Origin of the sequence: Cyanobium sp. Copco_Reservoir_LC18, assembly GCF_009834675.1 — a bacterium.
In the GTDB taxonomy this organism is placed as follows: domain Bacteria; phylum Cyanobacteriota; class Cyanobacteriia; order PCC-6307; family Cyanobiaceae; genus Cyanobium; species Cyanobium minutissimum.
The window spans coordinates 83225-105221 of record NZ_ASAC01000017.1 but is presented as its reverse complement, the minus strand read 5'-3'; the positions used below and the strand labels follow the sequence as shown (position 1 = coordinate 105221).

Sequence of the window (21997 nt, the reverse complement as noted above, 5' to 3'; positions counted from 1 at the left end):
GGCGTCGAACTGGAAGTCCATGGCCCACACCTGGTGGGGATGCTCGGCCCGGTGGCGCCGCACTGAGCCGTCGGCGGGCCGGGCCCGCTTGCGCTTCCTGGGAGTGGGCCGTTGCAGGCCTTCTTCCCGCCATAGCCGTTGCACCCGCTTGTGGTTCACCGTCCAGCCCTCCCGCCTGAGCAGCCGGTAGGCCATGCGGCGACCCCAGCGGATGTGCTCAGAGGCGATCTCCCGTAGGCGATTCCTGAGCTTGGCCTCCTGCAGGTCGATGACCTTGCCGCCATGGCGCTGGGTGCTGCGGTGCTGGCCCACCACCCGGCATACGAGGCGCTCAGAAGCCCGGTAACGCTCCTCCATGACCACCACAGCCCTGCGGCGGCGTTCCGGGCTCAGAAGTTTCCCTCGGCGAGGTCCTTGAGCATGGCCTTCTCCAGCTCCGCCTCTGCCAGCAGCTTCTTGAGACGGGCGTTCTCCTTCCCCAGCTGGGTCAGGCGCCGGGCCTACTCGGCCTGCATGCCGCCGTACTGCTGGCGCCAGCGGTGGTAGGTCGGCTGCGTCACCTCGATGACCCGGCAGACGTCGGCGACGGTCTTGCCCTGGGCGATCAGCTGCTCGGCGGTCTTGAGCTTGCGGATGATCTGTTCCGCGGTGTGCCTGGTGCTTTTCATGGTGAGTCCCCGGCCCAGCCTGGCCGGATGAGGACTCTCATTCACCCTGGACCGGTCTTGGGGGGCCACGTCACTTCTTCCTTGTTATCTGGTCAATAGCCAGCCCTACTATTATACTAATGGGAACGCTAAGTGAAATCATTAAGATTTATTCGAGCCAACCCCCATATCCTGCTTGGTCTGAGTTTCAGAGTGAGTATCTTCTGGTGATTCCTGCCCAATTTTCAGCCTCCGACTGACTTTACCCTACTTTGCTGAGATGTTCCGAATTATCCACCACTTGATGAGCCGCAGAATGACTTTTGATAAAACCAAAGCGCTTATAAAGCTGAGTCTAAGCAAAGCTGTGTACGAGAGGGGTGTATGAGATAACTCTCCTTTGAGCTGATGCTGCTTTAGTACGGAATCAATCTTCGAGGCGAGTTGCGAATTGTTTATGATGCCGATCTGTTTCTCCTTGTGTAGACTGTGGCCCGAAAATGGAACAATGTGATATATGATATCACTGAGTTCGTTGCAGATGTCCTGCATGGGATGTACTTCATCTTTTGAGCGCAGATCCGCGATTTCGATGAGAAGCGTTTTTGGGCGCATGAATAAGCAGTTATGCAGAGCGGAACCTGAAAGACCACAAACAACATCTGCGTGATGAAAGAGAGATACTTGTTCTGGAAAGCTTAACAACTCTGGGTAGATCGTCAAAAAGCCCATCTTCTTTAGACTGTGCTCAATGATGGGTTCGTTTAAAATGGCTCTTTCACCAGTCTTTAGGCTCATGTGGACGCGCGAAATGTAATAGAAGTTGCTAGTAGGCCCATAGTCGCTTGAAGCGTACTTATCAATTAAATAGCGGTAGATGTCTCTGGCTGCAATATTGGCTGACTTATTCAGACTTACTAAGCGCTCTGGGATCGTGACATCCGTTAGCAGAGTCTTTGTCTTTATAATCCGTATCTTATTTAATGGTATGCCGAATGCCTGGAAAGCGTCTTTACAATAGGAAGGTAAATGATCGCCAAAGGCAAATAAATGGAAAATAAAATAATCAAAGGAACGGAACGCCCTGTTTGTCCAAAAGGTTGATAATGTTTCTAGTAGAAAATGTCCATAATGGGGCATGAAATGACCAAGATAGACAGATCTCCCTTGGATAATCGGCAAATTCGCTAAATCATCAGTCTCTATTGTGGCGGGGTCTTTATTCGGAAAGAAATCTCCATAGAACCCGCCGAAACGTTGTGATAGAGGAATGATCATTCCATCGTTGTCATACAAGCACCCTGAAATCCACCCATTTGGAGGCGGTTGAATCAATGTGCTGCTAGCAATGGCGTTGGTGTACGTTTCACATAAAGGATCTGATTTTTCAAGCATAGTGTGGCCACTTAGAATCTGATTTCTAGAGAGATCTATTGAAGTGTGATGTTGCAGTTGCTCCTGCCAACGAGTTAGTAGATCGCGCTAACGATTAGACAGGGCTGTTGCGAAGCGATTCCTACCAGATGGTGATTGATTTCCTACATGCCTGAATCGGCTTTTCTGCGTGAGTGTGATCATGTGGTCCGCTGTACTAATGTCCAGAAGATGTCTTGAGTGGCAGGGGTGGTGTGGCCTGGTTGTATCTATCGGGGTTTCAAGCTATAGGGGTTTCAAGGGGGTATCCTTGCACAAGCTCGTAGCAAGCGAGAGGGTGGATGCCTGCGACCATGGCCATAATCTGAATGACAGTTGCTGTCGGTATCAGTGATGATGAAATTGATGTTGGGTCTGAGTTGCGGCCCGTGTCTGTGGGAAGTTGGCACAGCGTGCTCCAGAAAGCACTCTGTCTTGATTTATTGAGACGATTCATTCTCATTGTAGCCTGTCGTTTACGACGAGTATGAGAGTAGTGACAAGCGACTGAAAGAATCTATTGAGGTTGACTGGGTTTTCGCTACAGGACCCCTTGTTAATCTGTGTTGCAGGTAACAGCCCCCGCGTGGGGGCTTCCACCGATGAGCAAATCACGCACCCATAGTCCTGAGTTCAAGGCAAAGGTAGCCCTGGAGGCGATCCGCGGTCGCAAGACGCTTCACGAAATTGCCGCTGACCACGCGCGGTTCACTCGTTCCAGGAGAGCCGCTGGAAGTAGCAGCTCCTGGAGGCCGCCAGCGACCTGTTTATGCGGGGGAAGCAGATGCAGGTCAAGGATGAGAACCAGGCCCAAGAGGCTGAGCTGTTCCAGCAGATCGGGAAAGCCCCAAATGGAGCTTGAGTGGGTAAGAAATCTCAACTGCTTTGATGCTCGTGAACGTCGCATACTGGCCGGTCATGACCACCCTGTGCTCACGGCTGACCTGATTGCTGCGGCCCCTACACCAGATTGTGGTAGGACACCTCAGGCCGATAGACAATAAGCAGGAGTACATCGCTGTCCGCACACTCACCCCTGAGAACTCTTGATCGGTGTCAAAGAAATCCGGGGAACCTCACAACCCCCCTCGTCGACCTTTGGGCTACAGCTCATGGCAGAGGATATCAAAATCAGCTGTTCAGGCCCAAGACACTGTTTCCCCGACATCTTGGTGCAGGAGGATGTGGCTTAATTTCAGATATTAAGTGGTATTCTTCCGTGCTTACAGTATCGGCTGGTAACCTCCCAAGAGCATAATAGCCCACTTTTCCTGAGGTATGGCCCTGTAAGTCCGCACAGCTGACTGGGGAGCAAAACTCGCCATGAGGCATACATTGAGAATGAGACCTGTTCTTCCCGTTCTCAATTTCTGATGTTGGGGCCCCAGTCTGCCCAACAAAAGCTAGCCATTTCCTATGAGGGGCTAGCGCCTTAATCCCTCTAGAGGTTGAGACGCCTTCAGGTGACCAGACACTGACCGCAACTGCTCTAAAATCGCCTCAAGCTTCTCAATGAGAGCAAATTCGCGTACAACTTTATGTCGCGCGCGTTGAGCCATTTCGAGTGATTGCTGCGGACGCGCGAAGCTGGTCTCTATTGCATCTGCGAGGGCTTGGCAATCTTCTACCGGCACGACCCAGCCATCCACGCCATCGACTACAAACTCTTCTGGGCCACCACATCGCGTTACGACTAGCGGGACCGCCGCTGCCATTGCCTCCAATGCCACGAGGCTGAATGATTCCGCGCGTGACGGAATTGCAATCAGTTCGTAGTCGCTCATGCATTGTGAGGCGTCCTCGCAGAAGCCCTGAAACCTCACATTCTGTGACACACAGTGCGCCAGTGTCAGATCGCGTAAGGACTCAGAATGCTCATTATAGATGCGACCCCAGACATCAAGGACGACATCCGGGAAGCGCTGTTTAACGAGACTCACGGCGCGTATTAGCACGTCTACCCCTTTCCGGTGATCCGAAGAACCGAAGAATCCAATACGCCTTTTACCAGCACTGGCAGCAGTGTGTACCGTCCTCGACTCTATCTCGCTGGCGGGCGGGATAGGAACGCCGTTATGGATGACGACTGCCTTAACGTTCCCTTGAGGAAACACGGAAGTCATCGACAGTCTCGAAACAAACAGAACCCTGTCTGAAAGAACAGCGATGGCCCTTGTCATGAGACTGGTTGGGAGAATAAAACTCAACTGAAAGGTGTCGAGGTTCTCGTGAATGTGCCAGACGTGCGGGACACCATAAAGTCTTGCAGCAATTCCGCCGGTGATCACAGCGGAAGTATTGCTGAAGACTACATCGGGATGGTTTTGACGGATCACTCTCCCGATAGACCAGACATTCAAAAGGATCTTTCCCACCACTCGAAGGTATTTCCCCAGTGTTGTATTGCCAGATAAATGCGCGTCGCCAAAGCGGATCCGTACGACCGGTGCGCACAAGGCATCGGTTCCACGGGGATTGGGTCCGTCGCTCGGTCCGACAAGCAAACAGTCGTGACCCTGCGCATGGCAGTGCCTGATGAGACGCTCAAGATACATTTCGGCACCTCCTGAGCGAAAGCTATGTGAGACAAATAAAATCTTCATTCGACAGTGGGAACGTCAACACTATAGATGAAGTCCGAATCCACCAACTGTGTCTGGCTGTCCGGCCTCTTTCCTAAGTCAGGTATTCCATCTCCCCTTCGAAAATCCTGAGTAAGAGTGCTGCACGTGCTATGAGTCATCAAGGCTCGCGTCAGATTGCTTCCGGTTTCCGTGCAAAAGTCGTTGATTGCGACGAATGGTGCCTGCGATGAGGGTGATCGCGAGACGGACTTCTTTGGGTCAGAACAGTTCATTTGGCTTGCGCGGTAACCTACGGCTTAGCATTCTGAGGTGTGACTTGAAAAGGAAATTCTTAAAAAGGGAAAGAAAGTCATCTTTGCTTCCTGCGCTCCCGCCGGTGCCTGATAAACACCAAGAACTGTCTTATGTAGTCTCCGACTTTACCTAAGGATAATAGGGTTAGCTTTAGTTTCGCTCTTGCGTAATGGGGATCATGCCGGAGAGCAATGCTGTAGAGTGCGCGCGCAGTTTGAAAATCCTCACGTTCGTAGTGAGTATCCGCTTTGTTTGTGTAAAAGATGCTTAGAGCATGGTCGCCGATCCAGACCTTCTCTGCTTCCGTCCCAATGTTAGCCTTCAGTGACTCTTTAAAGTCTTGAAGAGTTATAGTGGATGTTGCACTGCGATACAATTTTCCTGAAAGATGTCTTGCGTACTCCTTGGCGATCGCTTTCAAGCAAATCCTTGTGACATCGTGCATTCCCTTGTCGTCGGCACATTTCTTTATCATCCAAGGGACTGCGATATCAGCTCGAACGCAATTCAGCGTTGATTCGCTTGTCACTAGAGTAGTATAGCTTTGATCGTGTTCCCGATAGCATACCATTGGCTCTGCAAAGTATGCAACATCATAATGCAAGGCAAACATGCACCATAGATACCAGTCGCCACCCCAAATCAAGTCAACAGGCTCACCTGCCCAGGTGACGTCTAAGGGAAACATGCTGATTGCCTCATAGCATTCTCTTCTCGCTAATACTGAAGGTGATAAGATGAAACAACAGTCAAGGACTCTTTTTAGGAACTTGTGGCCACTGACCACGCGGTTTCTGCGACCATAGGTTGAACCCTGAAGTAATCCTGTTTCTTGGCCATCGCTAACCCGGTATCCAGGGCAAAACGAGTAGCCAACAGTCTGATGCGTTTCCATTAGCTTAACATAGCGTTCTAAGATATAAGGACGCCGAAGGTAGTCATCAGCAGAAATGAGCCAAATGTATTTGCCCCGACAGAGCTGGATTCCCTTGTTGTAATTCCGAAGAGCTCCGAGGTTATGATCATTCCTGATGTAGTTTATTCGCGGATCGCTGAAGCTTCTTGCAACATCTGACGTGTGATCTGGAGAGCAGTCGTCCATGATCAAGACTTCAAGACTGGAGAATGACTGACTAAGAATAGAGTTAATGCACTCTGGGAGAAAGTCGGCGAGTTTGTAGCATGGAACAACAAAGCTGACGATAGGGATTTGGAAGCTCATTCTGGTTGTCACCACACACTTTGGTGATTGATTGTCCATGATACCGCTGATGCTCAGAGTTTTGGCCATGTTGGTAAACATGGGTTGCTTGACACGCTCCACGGGGCACAGTCGCCATTCTCTTTTTGGAGACCGTGCAGAGGCAAGCGCCTCAGCCCCTTGTTGTCATAGAGCTGGCCTCTGCCAGGTTAGTCGATCATCTTGAGTTAGGCGTTCACCATGCATCCTTGCCTAATTCGCAGCTTACGACCCACTCTCGTTGCTCATCGTGGTCATTCGACCTCTGATAACGGGTTTGCCAACTCCTGCGGAACGGGCAGCCGATTGCAAAGAGACAGTCAGTCGCTTGGTCATGGGTGCAGCCATGTGGTCGGCCCCGGCAGCCAGGCTCAGAAGGATTTTGGCTTGTTCAATCCCTGGTTTCCCGTTCAGAACCGTTGCTATTTCCTGGCTGTGAGGGGGAGTGGCGGGCGTCTGTCGAGACGCGGCACTCTGATCTGTGCGCGTCAATCGCCTGCTGCGATGGACTGAAGTGTGCTGTGACTCATTTCCCATGTGTTCGTTGCTCAATCATCACGCCTCACCCGAAGAACTCCTGATACCAGACTTCTAGACACAGCAGCGTCCAGATGCGGGTCTCCTCGTTGACGCGCCCGCTGCGGTGGCGCTCGAGCAACTGCCGCACCAGCGCGCGATCGAACACCGTGCTGGCGAAGGAGGCCTGCGACGTCAGCGAGTCCCAGGCAAAGGCCTCGAGCCCATCGCGGAACCAGTCATCCAGCGGCACCCGGAACCCAACCTTGCGACGATTCACGATGCTCTCCGGCAGATAGCGCAGCGCCACCTGCTTGATGAGCCATTTGGAAGTGCTCTTGTGCACTTTCAGGCTGGAAGGCAGCGAGAAGGCGAGTTCCAGCATCCTCCTGTCGAGGAACGGCGGTCGCAATTCCAGCGATGCCGCCATCGACATCCGGTCTCCCCGTTCCAGCAGGTTGTCGGGCAACCAGCTCTGCATGTCGAAGAGGAGCATCCTGTGCAGAGCATCCCCAGCTGGCTCCTGCAACCAGCTCGCATCCGGGGGGCGCGTGCCTGCCAACAACATCGCATGGCGCTCGGCGGTCGTGAAAGGAGAGAACCAGCCGCGGAAGCGACTGGTTTCGTCAGGCTCGGCGAGAGCTCGCAAGGCAATGCGCAGGCGGGTGGCCGCAGGGGGCAGGCGCCACTCAATCGCTCTCTGCATTGCAGAGCGTAGCTTGGCTGGCAGCACACCTGCAAGGGAAGAAACCTTGGCGAAGCGGTGTTTCGGATAGCCACCGAACATCTCATCGCTCCCTTCGCCCGACAGCACGACAGTGACGCTGCGGCGAGCGAGTTCCGCGAGCCGGAAGACGGCGATGTCCGCAGGTTCCGAGATCGGTGCATCACGGTGCCAGGTGAGCCGGTGCCACAGAGCGCGGAAGTCGTCCGGAGTCACGGACACCTCATGGTGCTCCGTACCCAGCAATTGGCTCACCTGCCTGGCATAGGGGAACTCGTCGTAGCGCGGATCGCCGAACCCCGCCGAAAACGTCTGGACCCCTCTGCTCTGGCGCAGCTCGCTCATGATCGCCACGATGAGGCTTGAGTCGACGCCGCCGCTTAGGTAGGCGCCGACAGGCACATCGGCGACTAGGGCCGTGGCAACCGCCTCCCTCAGCGTGGTGGCAACCTGTTCGACCGCCTCCTTCGGAGAGGGTGGCCGGTGGTTCGGCGCTGGGAAGTGCCAGTAACGCCGCGGCTGCTCGATGCCCCGTTCTCCCACCCGCAGCAGGTGTGCAGGCGGCAGTTTCCGGATGCCTTCGAAGAGCGTGTAGGGGGCCGGTACGGCCCGCTGCCTCAGGTAGGCGTCGAGGCTGCAGCTGTCCACCCTGAAGGCAGGAAGGGCCGGCAGCAGTGCCTTGATCTCCGAGGCAAAGGCCAGGAAGTTGGCGTCGACGTAGTAATAGAGGGGGAGGATGCCCACTCGGTCGCGGGCGAGCCAGAGAGATCCATCGCACGCATCATGCAGGCCGAGGGCGAACTGCCCCTCCAGCACCGCCAGGCCGGCCGCGCCGCGCGCCGCGTAGCAGGCCAGGATCGTCTCGGTGTCCCCGTCGCTCTGGTACGGGTAGCTGAAGCGCCTGCGCAGGTCGCGGTAGTTCAGGATTTCGCCGTTGAACGTCAGGTGGCGGACGCCATCAGCTGAGGCCATGGGCTGGCTGGAGCCGGCAAGGTCGATGATCGACAGACGCCGATGGCCGAAGCCGATCGGTCCATTACTCCAGTATCCCTCGGCATTCGGGCCACGGTGCGTGAGGCGAGACGTCATGGCGCGCAGCAGTTCCGTGTCGACATTGGAGCCGTCGAACCTGCGAATTCCCACGATCCCGCACATCGTCAGCCTCTCTCGATGAAGTCCCGGAGCGCGATGATCAGCGAATCGCTCGCATAGGCGCCGATCTTCTCTCGGGGGAGGAGCTGATCTAGGCCATCCAACATGGCTCGCAGCTCGTTCTCATCCATGGCGACGTTGATCTTTCCCAACTTCGAAAGATGCCGGGCCGTCGCCAGCTGGTGCTCATTGCGTTGCTCCCCCTGAGTGGCACGACGCGGCATGACCAGGATGGGCTTCTCCCACTGAAGCGCTGAGAGGATGGTGCCCATTCCCGCATGGGCCACCACGACGTCTGCCTCGGCAAACCGCCGAGCGAATTCGGGCGGCTCCAGGAATTTGCTCCAAGCGACATGCGCCGGTTGCCAGTCGGTTTCGCCGATCTGAGCGAAGACGTCCTGGCGGCCGCTGGCCAGTGCCCATTCGTCCACAGTGCGGACCAGGCGGTTGAAGGCCATGTCGGTGCCGACGGTGACGAAGATCACAGCACACTGCCCCGGTAGTAAGGGCCATTGGGTTGCGCCAGGTGCGCCCATTGTGTGAGCCAGAGCCCGGCGTGTGGCCCGGCCAGCCGGCAGGAGAGAGAAAGTTCATCGCTGTTGGCGATGCTGTCCACCCAGATGGTACGGGCGCCGAATAAGTTGCCGATGCGGATCGCGAAATAACCGGGAGCGGCACCGGTGGAGATCACGATGTCTGGCTTCTCGCACCAGATGAGGCGAACAATGGCGTAGAGCACACGGAGGAGAGCCAGCTTGTCCCAGCGGTTGGCGCTGGGGATAAGGCGGAATTCCGCGTCGGGCCCGATGTCGGCTCTGTAGCCTGGCTTGGAGGTGGCGAACACCACATTGCAGTTGGCGAAGGCAGGGCGCAGGCGTAGCAACTGCACCCGGTGGCCGCCACCGGAAGAAAGAGCGAGGACCTTCGTGGTCTTGGCGGGTTTGGAAACGGTTGTGTGAGTCCGCATGCGTCACCTTGGCCCGCCGATACGAAGGAGCCGACGAAACGCCGGTAAAGTGCCCTTGGCCGCACTCAATCTAGCCAATGTTCGTACGCAGTACCACAGGCTCGCCAAAGTAAGACAGGCACCGAAGCCAAGGGCCGGCCAAGGTGGTAGCACGCGCTGCGTAACCAGCAGCGCAGTGGCCCCCAGCAAGAACGTGGAACCAGTTCGCAGGTTATCGCCTGACCACCGGAAACCGGTCATGGCACGGACGGTCGGGTAGATGATCAGGGCGTGGAACACATACGACAGCATGAAGGCGATGCCGGCGCCTTCGAGTCCGAAGACTCGCAGTCCCCACCAGGTGGCGCCGATGTTGAAGGTGGCCCACGCGGCCTCAACGGCAAAGTAGACGAGCTGCTTGTTCTTGGCCACGATGATGAATCCCATCGGCCAGGTGATCACGCGCAGGGCCATCCCCAGGCAGAACCATCGCAGCAAAACAACCGCGCCCACAAACTTGGCGCTGTAAAAGAGTGCGACCACCAGCGGAGCAAAGGTGATGGTGGCGAGGATACCGGGGGCCGCCATCAGAAGACTCGCCTGTGTCTGCTCGTTCACCATGGCATTACAGGCATGGTGGTCATTGGCGACACCGACCAGGCGCGGATAAAAGTCCATACCGAGGGCCTGCAGGACGAAGCCGACATAGAGCCCACCCAGTGTCCACGCGGCCTGATAAACGCCCGCAGCTTCGAGCCCTAGTGTGCGAATGACGAACGTGCGCACCGCGAAGGTGGCACCGGTCATCAACAGGCCGCTGGCCAGAAACGCTAGCCCCAGCTTGAACAGCATCGCCGCCTCGCGGGCGGCTTCCCCAGGCTGGAGCACCACATCAACGGTCAACACCTTTCGTACGAACCACCAAGAAAGCACAATGGAAGCGATCGCAGAAGCAACCAGCGATGGCACGATGCCCTGCGCTCGCAGGTAGTAGATGATCGATACGGAGGCCGTGGTCCCCAGCAGCGCCCCGTAGACCGACACACTGGCTAAGGCCTTCATCCTCCGTGTGCCTTGCAGCAGGGCGCCCTGCCCACCAGCCACCACACTCAGGAGCAGGGCGAAGGAGAGAATCGAAATCGAAGTGGCGTGCTCTTCGCTCCCAAAGGTGAGCCTTGAAACCGCACCGGAGGAGGCCCAAAGGACGAGGGCACCGAGCACCCCACAACAGAGAGCTGATCGTCGCAGGACGAGGGCCGTGATGGACAGACGCCTCTCGTCGCCTGAACTCTCCGCTTCGGCGATCTGGCGGACACCACTGGACGTAATGCCCAGTTCAGCCAAACTGCGGGCAAGATCCAGAATCATCCCGAAAGCCCCCATCAGGCCGATGCCACTGGGCCCTAGCAGCACCGCCAAGGCTTTCGTTCGCAACGCTCCTACGCCCACATTGATGATGGTGGAGGCACCGATCAGCGCCGACGACTTGAGGATATTTCGAAAGCCAACCTTCGAATCTTTATCGGCAGCAGGATGGTTTGCGGTCGAAGGGTCAGTATCAGGCACTGCTGGGCGATTCATGGCTATGACCATTCACCAGGGTCAGTCAACTCACCTAGCTCTTCGATGTCTACATTCAGCCTGATAACGTTCATGTGCTTTTCGGAGCCACACCCCTCCACATCTTTCTGCCTTGTCGTTGGCGAAAACCAGATTTTAGAACTTTTAGACGCTCAAAGACTGAGGGTCTAGACCATGATGGCAATGAATGAAGCGAAGTGGTGACAAGCCCCAATACGCTTGTACTGGTGGATCTGATTCGCTGTAATGCTTGTTCGGGCAATTCGCGATGAACATATTCCAGGCTAACAATAAAAAGAATAGCATCAAGTTTCTCGCTCATCAGTAGAGGCTCGCTGAGCTCCAAGGCTGGCGGTAAATCGAAAAGTACACAATCATAGTCTGTAAAGTTCCGGATCTGCTCGATTACGTGAGAGAAATTCTCAGAACATAGAAGGTTCATGGCGTTTATCGAGGTTGACCCGGCAGCAAGAAAATGCAAATTGTTGCTAAGCGACTGGATAACATCAGTTAGCTTATTGGGGCCATCGGACAGAAGGTTGAAGAATCCATGACCATTCTCCACTCCAAAGATATGATGTAATGTCGGTAAAGTTGGATTGGCATCAACCACCAAAACGCGCTTGCCAAGACTGCTTAACTCATTAGCGTACAGATAAGTCAAAGAGCTCTTGCCTTCCCCTTGAATAGTAGAAGTAATGGCGATGAGGCGGAAGTCGTCTTCACTCGTCAACATTCGGATATTGGTATAGAGGTTCTCAAGCCACCGCCTAAGCTCCCTCGTCTCTTCTTTCGGATTCGTTGCTGAGTTATCTTCAGGGTTGAAGTTGGACAGGCTTGACAGAAAGGGTATGGAACCAAGAAGAGGTAAGCCAAATTCCTCTGCAACTTCCTGGGAGTTGTGAAAAACATTTTCCATCTTATCCCGAAGCAGAGCAGCACCTGCACCAGCCCCAACACCCAGCATCAGTGAGAGTAAAAGATTCTTCGCAACGTTTGGGGTAGAAAGCTTGCTCTCAAACGAGGGAGGTGAAATCACTTTCCAAGGACTCGTACGCTGGGCCACCAAAAGCCGAATATCTTCTCTCGCTTTGATGTAGGCTGCAAGGTTGGCTTTCGCCACTTCAAGACGCTGCAGGATAGCATCGTTTTCTTTGATTAACTTGGGGTTGACAACAAACTTCTTCTGAAGGTTTGTTCGCTGTCGTTGAATTTCGGCCTGCTCACCAGTGATCTGTTTCAGAGTGACTCCAATGGCATTCAACTGCCTCTGCTGCAGTAGTGCCTGCACACGACTGATCCGTGCCTTCAGGCTTTGGACGACGGGAGATGCCGATTGAAAGGTGGCTTCAGCGACTGCTAAGTCCTTTTGGAGCTCAGCCAGGTCCAGTTGGAGTTGATCCAAACCGGTTCCCGGGCGAGCATCGACTGCTCCTATCGCCCTGGTCGTCGTGCTGAGCATCTGACCTCCTCCTGGAATCTGCTGGCTGGTGAGGTTGCCAGCGCGAACCGCTTGTGCCAAGGCTTTGAGCTCAGCCTCCCTTCTAAGCAGTTCGTCTTGACGCCCTTCCAGATCTTCTAGCCTCTTGATCATTGCTGCGCCTTCCGTGGAAGGATCAAGCAATCCATTTTTTATGCGAAAATCAGAGAGTTGCCCTTGAACAACAGCAAGCTTGGATTGTAACGCAGGAGCTTGCTCATTCAAATAATTGATACCTTGGGCCAGCTTCTCTCTACGTTGGGTTATAGAAAAGCTTAAGTAATTATCCTTCAGCATGGTGAGGATGCGCTGGCCTTCACTTGGATCTCTCCATTTGAGTGTCACATCTAAGACGCTGGAAGTATCACCCCAACGCCTTTCTATTGTCAGATTTGATTCTATCTTATCTTCCTCTATTCCCATCTGCTTGGAGATTGGCTTGATGAGTAAGGGGCTCTTGAGCACATCAATGAGATCCTGAGAGACTTGAATTGTCGGGACTCTGGCAGATTGCAAAGCAAGACTTTTGAGGCTGCTGCTGGAATCTGACGGCTGGCTTTCCACAACTGAGTTGACGGGATCTCCCACCAAAAGGCTGAACTCTCCCTCAAAGATCGGTGTGAAAATCCGCTGGTAGAGCGTCAGCGCAGCTCCCAAGCCCACCGTTGTGGCAAGAACTCCTAAAGCAAGGGGCATCTGTCGGCGAAGAATCGCCAGTACCTTGCCCAGATTGATGCTTTCTTCTGTTTCCTTAGCCGGTTGCGGCTCCACATTTTGCGGGATCAATACAAATTCGCCTGAAGCGCTCTCAAGACGCAAAGGCTGAGCCGCAGCTACAGGGTCGTCGTGCTTGTGGGAAAGATCTGACATGATCAGATAATTACGACCTTGATGAAAGAGTCAAAGGCTGTTGCAATTAGAAGCACGGCAACTGTTGAATTAGCAGCGCTGATCTTTTCACCTTCACCCATGGTGCCTGAGTAACGAAGCTGTCTGGTTGTTCCCGTTCAAGGCCTTCGGTTGAGATCCGTGAATCTTCCTCTAGACAAGCGCAGTCATCTTTAAGAGATCCTAGCTGCTTGTTGCAGATTGGCAAAGCTTCCCTGTCGTCTGTTGTGGCGCGGTAGGTCATTGCCATGGATTGCTGGGCTTGCTTCACCTTTGTTTACGTTCTTTGGTCCCATCGGCGGCCTTTCGATAAGAGATGCTCAATTGCAGCACAAAGGCTTCACGTCAGCAGGATTAAGGCAAGACTAATGAAAATCTAATAAAGAACAAGCAGCCTCAGGGCTTTTGGAGGGCGCAGCCAGTCTACCTTTGTGCTTGATGAGTGAGGCTTAAAGAAGTATGAGCCTATCGAGCCGCCCCCGGCTGAGTGTGTCTAAGGCATACGCACCACAGCGATCTTCCAGGCCTCGCGCCGGCGGGGAGCCGCCGCTGCCTCAGCAGGTGGAGAAAGCTAGGTGGACTCGTTATCTGCCAGTCAATGGCAAGGACTATGTAGCTCTGCAGAAGCTCTTTGATCCTTTGCTGGCCGGCGAGTTGTTTTGGTACACCAACTTACACGGCAACCTTCAGACCAATGGCCTTCTATTTCATGCTTCCTTATTGACAGTCGTGCTACTCACGGCACTTTTTCTCTCTGATTCCAAGGTTTATGAAGGCTATCGAAAGAGTCGGCTTTGGTCGTTGCTGGGCAGAGTAACTGAGGGGTGGCTGAAAGTCGTTGTCACCTTGATCATCATCGCATACTTTGCTAAAGTCAGCTCACTATTCTCTCGCATAAGCTTTATCACTTGGGCCCTTTCGGGTTGGGCTTTGCTCATTTGCGCCCACATTGGCAGCCAGAAGATTCTGCGCTTTCTCCGCAGTCATGGCGCCAATTGCCAGCATATCATCTTTCTTGGAAGTCAAACTAGCGCGGTTCGATTCTTCAGGCAGGTGCAGCAGCTGCCTTACCTAGGACTGAATCTGAAAGCATGGTTTTCCACGGATTCTTTTCCTGCTGGCAATCCTCTTCCTGCCGGCATGCCTGCTCCTGCTGGCGACATTAGCATGCTGGAAAGCTGGCTTCGCAGCAACAAGGCCGATCAGATTCATTTTTGTAGCTCTGATCTTAGCGACAACCATGTATCGATGAAGCGCTTGGTTTCTATTTTGGGAAATACTTCATTGCCCGTCTACTATATTCCAGAGTGGGTTCACCCGGGCATGCGGTGCAATGTTGAACAGCTTGGATGCATGTATCTCATTGAGCTTTGGGGGCATGAAGACCTTGGCTTAAAACTTCATATTAAGCGATTCTTTGATTTTTTTGCTGCTCTCGGCCTTATTCTTTTTCTATCTCCACTGCTGTTGCTTTTGGCGCTTTGTGTGAAGTCAAGCTCCCCGGGGCCTGTGATTTTTTGCCAGGATCGTTATGGCTTGAAAGGCGAGCGCTTCACGATCTATAAGTTCCGCACCATGACCGTCATGGAAAAGGGGGATCAGACTGGTCTGGAGCAAGCTCACCGCAACGATCCTCGGATCACGCCCATTGGCAAATTCATGCGCAAATGGTCCCTGGATGAACTCCCCCAGCTCTTCAATGTTCTCAATGGTTCCATGAGTCTGGTTGGCCCGCGCCCCCATGCCGTTGCTCATAATGAAGAATACAGAAAATTGATCACTGGATACATGCAGCGGCACCAATTGAGGCCTGGCATTACTGGTCTTGCCCAAGTGAAGGGATTCCGTGGAGAGACCGCAAAGTTGTCGAGCATGAGGAATAGAATTGAGGCGGATCTGCAATACCTTAAAGACTGGTCATTTCTTCTTGATCTCGAGATCTTGGCCAAGACCCTATTAAGATTGCGTTCGGACAACGCCTATTGAGCTGTCGGCTCCGCCAGCAGGCCGGTGAGATCCTCGCTGCCGAACACCTGGCGGTAGGCGGCCGTGCTGGTGCACAGGACCACGGGCACCGCCACGAGCAGCCCCACGAAGCAGGCCAGCAGGCCCACCAGCACGATGGCGAATTCCACCAGGGCCAGCAGCAGCACCGAGCCCCACTGGGGATCGAGCAGGGTGCGGCCCCGGGTGATGGAGTCGATCGGTCCACGGCCCTGCAGCAGGGCGATCTGGGCCAGGAACTTCTGGTTCACCGCCAGGTAGATCAGCAGCGTGAAGGCCGCCAGGAACGGCAGCACCGCCAGGATCTGGTTGAGCTGGGCGGCGGCGACCCCCACCAGGGCCCCCACCATCAGGATCGCGACCATCAGGATGCCCAGCGCGAGGCCGTTGCGGAACAGCCGCCAGCTGGCCGCCCCGTCCCAGCGGGTGAAGGTGCCCAGGGCCGGCCTGCCGCCGGAGAGGGCGCTCCAGGCGCCGCGGACCAGGCCCGTGGTGCTCCACAGGCTCACGAGCACGCTCAGGATCGAGCCCACCACGAGGCGGACCACCTGGACCGTCGTCACCGCGGCGGCCTCGTCGGGATCCACCTGGCCCTGGATCAGCGAGCAGACGCTGCTCAGCACCCCCGCCAGCAGGGTGAAGCCGATGAACACCCAGGGGGCCCGGGCGAAGGCCCCCCAGCCTTCCTTCACGGCCTCGATCACCTTCAGGGAGGATCCGCCGCTGGGTTCCTGCATCACAGAGACGGCCATGGCTCGGGGGGGAGTTGCCGGGAGATTAGGCAGCGCCCGACGGGCGGCCACCCCATCGGTGCGAAGCGTTGCATCCGCTGCGGGTGGGGTGGAACCGGGGATCACTCCGCCGCCAGGAACTTCAGCACCGCCTGGGTGCGGTTGCTCACCTGCAGCTTCTGGAAGATGGTGTGCAGGTACACCCTCACCGTCCCGGTGCCCAGGCCGAGGCGGTCGGCGATCTGGCGGTTGGTGAGACCGCCGGCCATGGCCGCCAGCACCTGCCGCTCCCGTGGCGTCAGCAGGCTCAGGGAGCCCTGCGGCGGGTCGGTCCCGGCAGGGGCGTCCCGGCCGCGCAGGGCCCGGGTGGCGGAGCGGTCCCACCAGCTGGCCCCCTGTCCGACGCTGGCCAGGGCCGTTTCCAGCTGTCCGAGGGCCTCCGCCTTGTGGAGATAGCCGCTGGCGCCGGCGTCCCACAGCCGCTGCACCCAGCGACCGTCGTCCTGGCTGGTGAGCACCAGCACGGGCAGGGCATGGTCGGCGCTGATGCGCCGGCAGGTCTCCAGCCCCCCCAGCCCGGGCAGGCCGATGTCGAGCACCACCACATCGGCCGGGGCCGCCGCGAGGGCCTCCAGGCCCTGCTCGCCGTCGCTGACGGACCGGACGGCGGTGACCGCCGGCAGGCGCAGCAGGAAGGCCTCGATCCCCACCCGGAAAGCCTCGTCGTCCTCGATCAGCAGCACCCGCATCAGCCTGGCGGTGCCTCCAGCGGCAGTCGCACCTCGATGCTGGCCCCGCCGGCGGGCAGGTTGCTGGCCCGGATGCGGCCGCCATGGGCTTCAGCGATCTGGCGCGACAGGTAGAGCCCCAGTCCGCTGCCCCGCTGTTCCGGATCGCTCTGGTAGAAGCGCTCGAACAGGTGCGGCAGGCTGGCGTCAGGGAAGCCCCGGCCCCGGTCACTGACGGTGACCACCGCCTGGCCCTGTTGCCGCTGCAGGTCGAGCCAGACCCGCTCGCCCCTCAGGCTGTGGTTGATGGCGTTGAGCAGCAGGTTCTCCAGCAGCCGCCGCAGCCGGCCGGGATCCCCCGGCAGGGTGAGGGGGCGCGGCCCGGATGGCTGGCGCTGGATCAGGCTCACCTCCCGCTCACGGGCGATCGGACCCACGGCCTCGATCGCCTCGGCGGCGAGACGCCCCAGGTCGCAGGTCTCCGGCTGCAGCCACAGGCCCTCCTGGTCGGCGCGGAACAGCCGCAGCAGGTCCTCGATCAGCCGCAGGCTGCGCTCCTGGCTGGCGAGGATGGCGCCGATGCCGCGCTCCAGCAGGCCCCCCGCCGTCGGCCCGGCCTCCAGCCCCATCATCCGGGCGGTGGCGATCGTGCCCAGCACGGGGGTCTTGAGGTCGTGGGCCAGGGTGGCGATCATGTCCCGGCGCAGATCCGCCTGGGCCAGCCGCACCTCCAGATCCACCTGCTGGCGCAGCAGGTGGCGGTTATGCAGACACAGAAAGGTGGTCACGGTCAGGGCCAGGCAGACCAGCAAGCGATCCACCAGCACCGCCCTCCAGTCGGGATCCGGCTCCGGCACCACCAGATTCAGCAGGGTCAGGCCGCAGCAGAGCGCCAGGAAGGCGAGGGCATCGCGGCGGCCGCGATGGGGGGCGCCGATCAGCAGCGGGATCACGTACAGATAACCGAAGACGATGTGGGGCGGCGTGGCCAGCTCCAGCAGCAGGATCAGGCCGGTGAGCGCCCAGAGCGCCCCCGGGAAACGGCCCCCCCGGCTCACGGCTCGGTGTCGGCGCCCGGCGCCGTGGTGTCCGAGATCAGGTGCAGATCGATGCTGAGCCCCCGCAGCTGCTGCTGCAGCCGTTCCGAGATCGGCCGGCGCAGCAGCACCTGCCAGCGGGAGCGCAGCGTCTGGCCCAGCACGATCTGGGTGATGCGCCGCTCGCGGGCCACCCGGGCGATGCTGCCGAGCACGTCGCTGCTCTCGACGCGCAGGAAGGTGCCGCCCACGTCCTGGCACAGGGTGGCGCAGGCTTCGAGCCGCAGGGTCTCCTCCTTGCTGAGGAAGCGGCCGGGATCCTGGATGGTGAGGGCCAGCAGCGGCGCATCCATGGTGCTGGCCAGCCGGGCGGCGCGGCGCAGCAGCCGCGTCGCGCTGGGATAGGCCGACAGGCACACCATCACCCGCTCCCGCAGGCCCGCCGCCGTGGGCTCCTCCTCCTCCACCCGGTCGGCCACCTCCCGCAGCGACAGCTCCCGCAGGGCCACCAGATGGCGGCGCTGGAAGAAGTTGGCCAGGGCCTGGGGGACCTTCTCCGGGGCGTAGACCTTGCCTTCCTTCAGCCGCTCCTGGAGGGTCTCGGGGGTGACGTCCACCAGGACCACCTCGTCGGCCTGCTCCAGCACCCGGTTGGGGATCCGCTCGCGCACCACCACCCCGGTCAGTTCGGCCACCAGATCGTTGAGGCTCTCCAGGTGCTGGATGTTGAGGGTGGAGTACACATCCAGACCGGAGAGCAGCAGGGCCTCCACGTCCTGCCAGCGCTTCTTGCGTTCGCTGCCGGGGATGTTGGTGTGGGCCAGCTCGTCGACCAGCACCAGCTGGGGCCGGCGCTCCAGCACGGCGGCCACGTCCAGCTCCTCCAGGGTCACCCCCTGGTAGAGCAGGCGCTTGCGGGGCACCTGCTCGATCCCTTCGGCCTGGCGGATGGTCTCCTGGCGGCCGTGGGTCTCCAGCAGGCCGATCACCACGTCGGTGCCCTCCTTGAGCAGCTCGCGCCCCTCCTGGAGCATGCGGCAGGTCTTGCCCACCCCCGGGGCCATGCCGATGAACACCTTGTGGCGGCCCCGGCCGCGGCTGGAGCGGATCAAGGCACCAGCTCGTCCAGGGCGAGGTTGAAGGCCAGCACGTTCACCAGCGGCGGCCGCGCCAGCCCGAGCAGCGGCCGGTGGCTCTGGCGCTCCAGCAGGCTCTCCAGCCGGTCGATCGGCAGGCGGCGGGCGGCGGCGATCCGCGGCAGCTGCTGGCGAGCCGCCTCCAGGCTGATGTCGGGATCGAGCCCCGACCCGGAGCTGGTGAGCAGATCGGCGGCCGGACGGCCCACGCCGCGCTCGGCCCAGGCGACGACCTCCGCCGCGACCCGCATGGCCAGGGCGGGGTTGCCGGGGGCCAGGTTGCTGGGGCCGGAGGCGGGGGGATCGCCGCTGCCATAGGCCACGGCGCTGGGCCGGCCCTGCAGGTAGCGATCGCCCGCGAAGGCCTGGCCGATCAGGGCCGAGCCCACCACGCGCCCATCGACACGCACCAGGCTCCCCTCGGCCTGCCGGGGGGCGGCGACGCGGGCCAGGCCCAGCATCGGCACGGTGATCACCACGACGGTGAGCAGCCAGAGCACCAGGGTGAGGCGCAGGCCCTGGCCGAGACGGGAGAGGGCGTTCATCAGAATTTCTCCGGGCGGACCATGGCGGTGAACAGATAGGCCGACAGGGCCAGGGTGACGCTGATCAGCAGGGCCAGGGCATGGCTCTGGAGGCTGTCCAGGCGACCCCGCTGCAGCGGGGCGAGCAGCACGGTGCCGGCGGCGAGCAGCAGGGGCAGCCAGAAGAGCGGTCGCTTGAGCAGAACCATCGGGAAGGGAGTGCAGCGGAGGAGGGGGATGGAGCGGAGCGGAGGCGGCAGGCTCAGACGAGGCGCAGGGCGCCGATCGCCAGATCGATCGCCTTGATGCCCACGAACGGGGTGATCACGCCCCCCAGGCCGTAGAGCAGCAGGTTGCGCCGCAGCAGCTGGTCGGCACTGAGGGGCCGGAACTCCACCCCCCTCAGGGCCAGGGGCACCAGGGCCGGGATGATCAGGGCGTTGAACACCATCGCCGAGAGGATCGCCGACCGGGGACTGGCCAGGCCCATCAGGTTGAGCGGCCCCAGGCCCACCCCGGCGAACAGGGCCGGCAGGATCGCGAAATACTTGGCCACGTCGTTGGCCAGGGAGAAGGTGGTCAGGGCGCCGCGGGTGATCAGCAGCTGCTTGCCGATCGTCACGATGTCGATGAGCTTGGTGGGATCGCTGTCGAGATCCACCATGTTCGCCGCCTCCTTGGCGGCCTGGGTGCCCGAGTTCATCGCCACGCCCACGTTCGCCTGGGCCAGGGCCGGGGCGTCGTTGGAGCCGTCGCCGGTCATCGCCACCAGCTTGCCGAGCTTCTGCTCCCGGTCGATCACGGCGATCTTGTCCTCGGGGGTGGCCTCGGCGATGAAGTCGTCGACGCCCGCCTCCCGGGCGATGACCCCCGCGGTGATCGGGTTGTCGCCGGTGAGCATCACGGTGCGGATCCCCATGCGGCGCAGCTGGTCGAAGCGCTCCCGGATGCCCGGCTTGATGATGTCCTTGAGGTAGATCACCCCCAGGATGTCGTTGCCCCGGCAGGCCGCCAGGGGGGTGCCGCCGAGCCGGGACACCTGCTCGTAGGCCCCGTCGAGATCGTCGGGCACGCTGCCGCCCCGGGAGCGCACGAACCCCTTGATGGCGTCGACGGACCCCTTGCGGAATTCGATCCCGGCGGGGCCGTCGCTGCCGCTCATGCGGGTGCGGGCCGAGAACTCGAGACCCGTGGCCTGCTCGGCGGCGAAGGGCAGCACGGCGCCGCGCTGCTCCGCCAGCCGCACGATGGACCGCCCCTCGGGGGTCTGGTCGAAGCAGCTGGCCGCCAGGGCCACCTCCGCCAGCTGCGCCTCCCGGTGGCCGCCCACCGGCAGGAACTCCTCCGCCAGCCGGTTGCCGAGGGTGATGGTGCCGGTCTTGTCGAGCACCAGGGTGTTGATGTCGCCGCAGGCCTCCACGGCCCGGCCCGAGGTGGCGATCACGTTGAACTGGGCCACCCGGTCCATGCCGGCGATGCCGATGGCCGACAGCAGGCCGCCGATGGTGGTGGGGATCAGGGCCACCAGCAGCGCCACCAGGGTCACCACCGGGGTGGGTTCCTCCAGGTAGGCGGCCAGGGGCGGCAGGGTGGCCACGGCGATCAGGAACACCTGGGTCAGCACCGCCAGCAGCACCGTCAGGGCGATCTCGTTGGGTGTCTTGGTGCGCTCGGCCCCCTCCACCAGGGCGATCATCCGGTCGATGAAGCCCTTGCCCGGATCGGCGCTGATGCGGATCGTCAGCTGGTCGGAGAGGATCCGGGTGCCGCCCGTCACCGAGCTGGCCACGTCGGAGCCGGCCTCCTTGAGCACCGCCGCCGATTCGCCGGTGATCGCCGACTCATCCACCGAGGCGACCCCCTCGATCACCTCCCCGTCCGCCGGGATCGTGTCGCCGGCCGAGACCAGCACCACGTCGCCCTTGCGCAGGCTGGAGGAATCCACGGACCGTTCGCCGCCGGCCGGATCGAGCAGCCGGGCCTGGGTGCGGGCCTGGGTGCGGCGCAGGGCATCGGCCTGGGCCTTGCCGCGGCCCTCCGCCAGGGCCTCGGCGAAGTTGGCGAACAGCAGCGTGGCCAGCAGGGTGAGGCTCACCAGGCCGTTGAACAGCCGGCCGCTGTCTTCGGCACCGTCGCCGAACAGACCGGGGCTCACGGTGGCCAGCAGGCAGACGAGCGTGCCGCACCAGACCACGAACATCACCGGGTTGGCCGCTGCGGTGCGGGGATCGAGCTTCACGAACGCCTCGAGGACGGCGCGGCGCACCAGGCCTTTCCGGCGGGGCCGGGGCGTGTAGCGCCGCTGGTCGCGGCGGCCCCGCGGCATGCGGGGGAAGAGGGTGCGGGCCGGAAGGGAGGTCATGGCGGGTCG

18 protein-coding genes are annotated in these 21997 nt (G+C 59.4%); 1 reads left to right on the top strand and 17 read right to left on the bottom strand.

What is annotated here, in order from left to right; genetic code table 11:
- The 10 genes from L107_RS10245 to L107_RS10200 form a co-directional block, all read right to left on the bottom strand.
- Window positions 1-357, bottom strand: a 357-nt coding sequence (locus tag L107_RS10245) for an IS3 family transposase (protein WP_159818523.1), incomplete at its 3' end; no start/stop codon positions are given.
- A gap of 143 nt (window positions 358-500) precedes the next feature.
- Window positions 501-668 carry a transposase gene (locus L107_RS10240; protein WP_159818521.1) on the bottom strand — a complete coding sequence of 56 codons (168 nt, stop codon included), beginning with the start codon at window positions 666-668 and terminating at the stop codon, window positions 501-503.
- Window positions 669-914: 246 nt separating this feature from the next.
- Entirely contained in the window at window positions 915-2042 is a 1128-nt protein-coding gene (locus tag L107_RS10235; RefSeq protein ID WP_159818519.1) for a DUF563 domain-containing protein, read from the bottom strand.
- A gap of 1442 nt (window positions 2043-3484) precedes the next feature.
- Window positions 3485-4615: a glycosyltransferase family 4 protein gene (locus tag L107_RS10230; RefSeq protein WP_236550624.1), complete on the bottom strand. Its 1131-nt coding sequence runs from the start codon at window positions 4613-4615 to the stop codon at window positions 3485-3487.
- 379 nt (window positions 4616-4994) lie between these two features.
- On the bottom strand, window positions 4995-6230 hold the full coding sequence (locus L107_RS10225) for a glycosyltransferase (RefSeq protein ID WP_236550621.1): 1236 nt from the start codon (window positions 6228-6230) through the stop codon (window positions 4995-4997).
- A 511-nt stretch (window positions 6231-6741) separates the two neighbouring features.
- Window positions 6742-8574, bottom strand: coding sequence for an asparagine synthase (glutamine-hydrolyzing) (gene asnB / locus L107_RS10220; RefSeq protein WP_159818513.1), 1833 nt, complete (start codon window positions 8572-8574; stop codon window positions 6742-6744).
- A 2-nt stretch (window positions 8575-8576) separates the two neighbouring features.
- Window positions 8577-9056: a glycosyltransferase gene (locus tag L107_RS10215; RefSeq protein ID WP_159818511.1), complete on the bottom strand. Its 480-nt coding sequence runs from the start codon at window positions 9054-9056 to the stop codon at window positions 8577-8579.
- Window positions 9053-9538 (bottom strand): UDP-N-acetylglucosamine--LPS N-acetylglucosamine transferase, encoded by a 486-nt coding sequence (locus L107_RS10210; RefSeq protein ID WP_159818509.1) that lies wholly within the window; start codon window positions 9536-9538, stop codon window positions 9053-9055. Before L107_RS10210 ends, L107_RS10215 begins: the two co-directional genes overlap by 4 nt.
- 3 nt (window positions 9539-9541) lie before the next feature.
- The gene (locus L107_RS10205) at window positions 9542-11083 is read right to left on the bottom strand and encodes an O-antigen translocase (RefSeq protein ID WP_159818507.1); all 1542 of its coding nucleotides are present in this window, start codon (window positions 11081-11083) and stop codon (window positions 9542-9544) included.
- A gap of 85 nt (window positions 11084-11168) precedes the next feature.
- Window positions 11169-13448, bottom strand: a complete 2280-nt coding sequence (locus L107_RS10200; RefSeq protein ID WP_159818505.1) for a polysaccharide biosynthesis tyrosine autokinase — start codon at window positions 13446-13448, stop codon at window positions 11169-11171.
- 579 nt (window positions 13449-14027) lie between these two features.
- On the opposite strand from L107_RS10200, the gene L107_RS10195 reads away from it, so the two are divergent.
- The gene (locus L107_RS10195) at window positions 14028-15452 is read left to right on the top strand and encodes an undecaprenyl-phosphate glucose phosphotransferase (RefSeq protein ID WP_159818503.1); all 1425 of its coding nucleotides are present in this window, start codon (window positions 14028-14030) and stop codon (window positions 15450-15452) included.
- On the opposite strand, the gene L107_RS10190 is transcribed toward L107_RS10195, so the two are convergent.
- The 7 genes from L107_RS10190 to kdpB form a co-directional block, all read right to left on the bottom strand.
- On the bottom strand, window positions 15446-16222 hold the full coding sequence (locus L107_RS10190; RefSeq protein ID WP_159818501.1) for a hypothetical protein: 777 nt from the start codon (window positions 16220-16222) through the stop codon (window positions 15446-15448). The genes L107_RS10195 and L107_RS10190 overlap by 7 nt on opposite strands.
- A 101-nt stretch (window positions 16223-16323) precedes the next feature.
- The gene (locus L107_RS10185; protein ID WP_159818499.1) at window positions 16324-16950 is read right to left on the bottom strand and encodes a response regulator; all 627 of its coding nucleotides are present in this window, start codon (window positions 16948-16950) and stop codon (window positions 16324-16326) included.
- Window positions 16950-17987: a sensor histidine kinase KdpD gene (locus L107_RS10180; RefSeq protein ID WP_159818497.1), complete on the bottom strand. Its 1038-nt coding sequence runs from the start codon at window positions 17985-17987 to the stop codon at window positions 16950-16952. Before L107_RS10180 ends, L107_RS10185 begins: the two co-directional genes overlap by 1 nt.
- Window positions 17984-19078, bottom strand: coding sequence for a sensor histidine kinase KdpD (locus L107_RS10175; RefSeq protein WP_159818495.1), 1095 nt, complete (start codon window positions 19076-19078; stop codon window positions 17984-17986). Before L107_RS10175 ends, L107_RS10180 begins: the two co-directional genes overlap by 4 nt.
- Window positions 19075-19647, bottom strand: coding sequence for a K(+)-transporting ATPase subunit C (gene kdpC, locus L107_RS10170; protein ID WP_159818493.1), 573 nt, complete (start codon window positions 19645-19647; stop codon window positions 19075-19077). Before kdpC ends, L107_RS10175 begins: the two co-directional genes overlap by 4 nt.
- Entirely contained in the window at window positions 19647-19835 is a 189-nt protein-coding gene (locus tag L107_RS10165; protein ID WP_106220382.1) for a potassium-transporting ATPase subunit F, read from the bottom strand. The genes kdpC and L107_RS10165 overlap by 1 nt, the downstream gene beginning before the upstream one ends.
- A 53-nt stretch (window positions 19836-19888) precedes the next feature.
- Entirely contained in the window at window positions 19889-21988 is a 2100-nt protein-coding gene (gene kdpB / locus L107_RS10160; protein WP_159818491.1) for a potassium-transporting ATPase subunit KdpB, read from the bottom strand.
- Window positions 21989-21997 lie beyond the last annotated feature (9 nt).